This is a genomic window from Paenibacillus darwinianus (assembly GCF_000598065.1).
Taxonomy (GTDB): Bacteria; Bacillota; Bacilli; order Paenibacillales; family Paenibacillaceae; genus Paenibacillus_I; species Paenibacillus_I darwinianus.
Genome location: NZ_KK082131.1, coordinates 43327 through 48007, shown reverse-complemented (window position 1 = coordinate 48007; position 4681 = coordinate 43327). Strand labels below are relative to the sequence as shown.

At 54.0% G+C, this 4681-nt stretch carries 4 protein-coding genes and 1 pseudogene; all 5 read right to left on the bottom strand.

Features of this window, described 5'->3' with window-relative positions; genetic code table 11:
• Positions 1-546 (bottom strand): annotated as a pseudogene (locus BG52_RS15875) (hypothetical protein); the annotation flags it as partial.
• Positions 543-2156, bottom strand: coding sequence for an SWIM zinc finger family protein (locus tag BG52_RS02205; RefSeq protein WP_036580604.1), 1614 nt, complete (start codon positions 2154-2156; stop codon positions 543-545). The gene BG52_RS02205 and the pseudogene BG52_RS15875, both read right to left, overlap by 4 nt.
• A 151-nt stretch (positions 2157-2307) precedes the next feature.
• On the bottom strand, positions 2308-3450 hold the full coding sequence (locus BG52_RS02200; RefSeq protein WP_051587612.1) for an MGDG synthase family glycosyltransferase: 1143 nt from the start codon (positions 3448-3450) through the stop codon (positions 2308-2310).
• A gap of 83 nt (positions 3451-3533) precedes the next feature.
• A complete protein-coding gene (locus tag BG52_RS02195) occupies positions 3534-4121 on the bottom strand; it encodes an undecaprenyl-diphosphatase (RefSeq protein ID WP_051587613.1) in 588 nt (195 codons plus the stop codon).
• A gap of 290 nt (positions 4122-4411) precedes the next feature.
• Positions 4412-4681, bottom strand: a 270-nt coding sequence (locus tag BG52_RS02190; protein WP_036580601.1) for a tetratricopeptide repeat protein, incomplete at its 5' end; no start/stop codon positions are given.

Below are 4681 nucleotides of genomic sequence, written 5' to 3'. Positions count from 1 at the left end.
GGGTTCAGCCGCGACTACCTCCTCTACGGCTTCGCCGAGCCAGCCGTCCACGCCGACCAATCCAAGGGCGGCCGCTTCGCTCATCAGAGCGGTCCACTGCCGCTGCGCCGCATCCTCCGTGCCGGGAGCCGCAGCGCTCCAGCTCCGACGCCCTTCCGACCAGCCGGCCAGGTCGGGCGCATACCAGCCGGCCAGCAGCGCCTGCCGAATCCATTGCGCCGCCCGCCGAAGCAGCTCCGCCCGAGGGCTCCAGCTGAGTTGTATCAGCTGCGAGTGGCCCGGCTCCGCCATATAATCCATCGCCAGAAGCGGCGACAGCAGCAGCCCCTCGAACGCTCCCTTCTGATGCCTGGCCACGCTCTCCCCATACCAGGACGCGGCGTGCCAGCCGAAAAGAATGCCCCGCAGCCGCTCCAGCGGCGCGTTCCATTCAGGCGCAATCAGCCACAGCCCCTCCCCCGGCAGCCAATATGCGTCCAGCTCACCGATCGCCGTACCCATTCTGCCGGCGGCCGCTTTCATCCCTGCCGTTCCAGGTCCGATCATAGGATAAGCTTTCCTTTCTTCAATTCCTCCTGCAGCGCGCGAAGCCTGGCATACTTCCGGTTAACATGACCGATATACCTGGGCCAAACCGCGCTCCTGCCGGTCGATTGATACAGCTTCTCGAGTTTTTTCAACAGCTTGACCGCTGTTCTGTAGCCTTGGCGGTTGCGGGACTGTATCGATTCGTCCACCGCCTGGTGATAAAGCGGAATCAACAGGCCCGGCTCCGCCTTCGCGACAGTGCGCAGATCCTGCGCGTCCAGTTCATCGGGCCGCACGCCCATATAAAGCTGCAGGTCGGCCCACTCTTGATACTTCCCTCTTTCCAGCCAATGTGCGGACAGTTCGGGATAAGCGAACGGCAAATGTCCCGTCATCAACCGTGTCCACCGATTCGATTCCGGCCGTTTGATGTCGGCTTCCCGGCACAGCTTCAAAAAAGGCCGCAACAGCGCGACGTTCCGGCAATCCGCAAGCCGGTCACGAATAAAATCCAGCCACTCCCCAAGCGCGTCGAAGCGCTCTTCCTCCAGGCAATGGCCGGCGAACGTATAGGCCAGAAGAGAGGTCCGCTCGAACGGCGTCCGCGAGAGCGCCTCAATCGCCGCGCCGCTATCGCCCTCGCGAAATTCCAGATGAGCGAGCGCCGCATGCAGCGCCGCGGATTGCTTGCCGCCGGCGGCCTGCTCCGCCAGCAGCGCGGTCAGCTTGTCACGCTCCGACCTGCGCCATTCGGGCAGCCCGGCCATCCGCTCCCAAAGGACGTGATACATGAAATCCCAACGCAGCAGTGTATAATTTTCGTTCAAGGAAGCATCCCGCAGGATATCGTTCAGATACAGCGTCCATTCCCGCTCGTCATCGGGCAAAGCTTCCGGATGCAGCTCGGCTACCATCTCGTTGAAATTGGCGATCCAAGGGTCGACCGAACGGGTGAACGACATTTCATAATAGTAGCGATTGTAGGCATCCGTTGAGGCGTACGCCCGCTCTACCTGCTCCAACACGAAGACGGTCGCATGCAGCCAATGCAGACGCTGCAAGCTTCTCGGCCAGTTTTTGGCTTTGCCCTTGAGCTCCTGCAGGATGGGCTGAAGCGGATGCAGCGAGTGCTTGCATTGCTGCCATATGCCGCCGTAATGCCGCTCGAGCCACAAGCGCCAAGCCTGCGGGCCGTCCGTAAGCGAGGGAGGCAGATCGGCGGAACCGCCTGAAGATTCCGATGCGGCCGACTCGTTCCGCGCCGCGCTTCTGTCGCGTCTGCTGCCGGGCCGCTCATCGCCGTTCATTCGCATGAAAGCCGCGTCGGCGTCCTCCCCTGCCGATGCCATATACTGAAAGAAAACGGCAGCCATATGCTTGCAGTACCCCGTGAAAGGGCATGTGCATGTGCTGTAAGCGAAGTCGTCCGTGTCGAGCGTCACCGCGTATACGGCGCTTCCGTTCACCGCACCGTAGATCGTGCTCCCTTCGACAACCTCGGTTACGAATACGCGCCGCTCACGATAGTAATCGTAGCCCCTTCGCAGTATCGGGTCCGCCGCACGCTTGCCGAGCTCCCGTTCCAGATCATCCGTTTGTTGGTCGGTCAAACGGTTCGTGACAGTCATGGCACCCTGCTCCTTCCTCATGCCCGGAACCGTTTCCTTTAAGGCGTCCTTATATTATACCAAAAAAATGGCTTCCTTGCCGAAAAATTCGGTAAGGAAGCCATTTCCCGTCCTGCCGGCGCCGGCTGCAGTCGAGCCCTCCATCATCTTGCTAATGGCTCGCGATCTTTCGTGCATGCATGTTCTTCGTTTGAATCCGTTCCGAAACTTCTTCAACAATTTGAACGGAAGCGGGTGTGCGTCCCATTGACTGAGTTGCCCGAGCCCGCTTTTCGCCATTTTTCATTTGCACCATGATGGCTTGTTTGAGCGCTGCAACCTCTTCGACGATCCCCACTGTTCCTTGCTTCGCCCAATATTCCGCATTCCCTCTCTCTTGCCCCGGGAGTGGACGATAAACGATAACGGGGACGTTGAGCGCCATTGCTTCAGCTAACGTGATCGCTCCCGCCTTCGTTACGATACAGGAAGAGACAGACATCAATTGCTGGATTCCTTCGACATATCCAAGAACATGGATATTGTCGTATCCAGAGAAAAGGGCATTGAACTTATCGTAAAGGCGCCGATTTTTACCAGTTATGAGGATGAAAGCAAGGTTAGCATCTAGTTCAATCAGTTCCCTCATCATTTTGTCGATACCCGACAAAACCCCGTAGGCTCCGGCTAAAATTAGGACATAAGATTTTCGGCGATTCAGACCATATTTTTGATAGATACAAGCATTGTCCATCGGTTTTTCAAAGACGCTGCGCAACGGAATACCCGTTACGCTGATCCGCTCTTTAGCCACTCCTTTGTGCAGCAATGCTTGTTGTAGTTCTTCGGTTGCCACAAAATACCGATCGGTTTCGGAGTGAATCCATCGATTATGCAAGACATAGTCCGTAATGACGGTGAAGCTTGGCGTTCGATTGCCCGTATTTTGCCGAAATTGATTCATCGCCAAAAAGGGGAAAGTATGAATCACTGCGTCCGGTTTTTCCTTCTGCAGCAGTTCCTTTATTGTTCGCATGCCAAAGGAATGAAGCCACTTTCCGAAAAATTGATCGGGCTTCATATCGGTCGTCAGGTTATAACTCCATCCGTAAAAGCCAGGAAAGTACATGTTGCTTTTCAAATAGATAAACCTTGAAATTGAATTCAGCAGCGGGTGGGCCTCTTCAAACAAATCAACCAGTTGGACATCATAAATCCCTGTATCCAAAAATTGCTGCTGTAACGCTTTGGATACCTGATAATGACCGTCCCCGAATTTGGCATATAAGATTAGTATTTTAGGTTTACTGGACATGGGTTCTTACTCCCTCCGAACGGCGAGCATCAGTGTAGTCAATGAATCATAGGCGGACAAAAGATGAGCATAGAGAGCAATCCCTATATCGATTTTTTTAACAGCTTAGCTTCCATCAGGTTAACCTTTTGGACAATCCAGTGCAACAAAGGCATTAAGCGGCGCTGCAACCCAAGCATCATAAAGACGCCCAATGCCGCTGTTAAGTTACCGCCGAGAATGTCCAATGGATAGTGAGTGCCGACATAGATTCTGGACAATCCAAGCAAAGCAGCCAAGACTATCATGAAATAGCCGACACGCCGGCGATAAAATAGCAGCATACTTAATGCTAAAGCAAACGAGCCGGTCGCATGATCGCTGGGGAAGGACGGATCAGCCGATTTTGCGAGCAGCAGTGTCACAGGGTGATCTGCAAATGGTCGCGGCCGAAAATATAGCTGTCCGATAATTTGGTTAAGAAGAAGAGCCACCCCGACGGATGCAATCGCGAGCAGAACTGCTTGTCGGGCGTTCGTTTGTCGAGACCGGTCTGCAAACCAGATGATCAACACTATTGCGCCGAACAATAAAGGTCCATATTCCGAGTAATAAACTGCAATTTGGTCCACCCCATGCAGTTTACCTGCAAACTGATTGATGAATTGAAACACAGCAAAATCGATGTTCAAAATGCTCACCCTTCTTTTTGTCGTATAAAGGCATGAATAAAGGCATTAATAAACCAAATAGCTCCATCGCAATAGCAATATCGCCACCGCCCCCCTGTCGTAAGCTTACTTGTTCGCTCTTGTTTAAAAAGACATCGAAATGGTCTCAATTGTTCAGCCCCAACTATAAAAAATAAATATTTTTTGCATTTGTGAAGAATGGTTTCATTTATAAAAAAGAGGCCAACCAGAAAACTCTGGTTGGCCTCTTCCTATAAACAACCTCAGCGTGTATAAAGGATCTTCAGCTGTTAAACGCCGTTTCGGGCCCAAAAGCTGCGAAGCGCCCAGCCGCGCTCTTCGCGCTTCTTGTAACGGGGCAGGCTCCGGTATACGTGCAGCGCTTCTTCAAAGGCCTGCCGCGCTTCCGACTTGCGGCCAAGCGCTTTGTAAATCCGGCCCATTCGGTAATAGCCCTCGCAGGAGGAGGAATGAATGCCCCTGAAAGCCTCAAGATAGCCGAGCGCCTTGTTCGCATCCCCGCCGGCCGTGACGGCTGCAAGCCGCAAATACGGCTCCCC

What these genes read in the sequence shown, in the direction of transcription:
- BG52_RS02205 (WP_036580604.1), bottom strand. Translation starts at nt 2,156, where the DNA reads ATGACTGTCACGAACCGTTTGACCGACCAACAAACGGATGATCTGGAA.
- BG52_RS02200 (WP_051587612.1), bottom strand. Translation starts at nt 3,450, where the DNA reads ATGTCCAGTAAACCTAAAATACTAATCTTATATGCCAAATTCGGGGAC.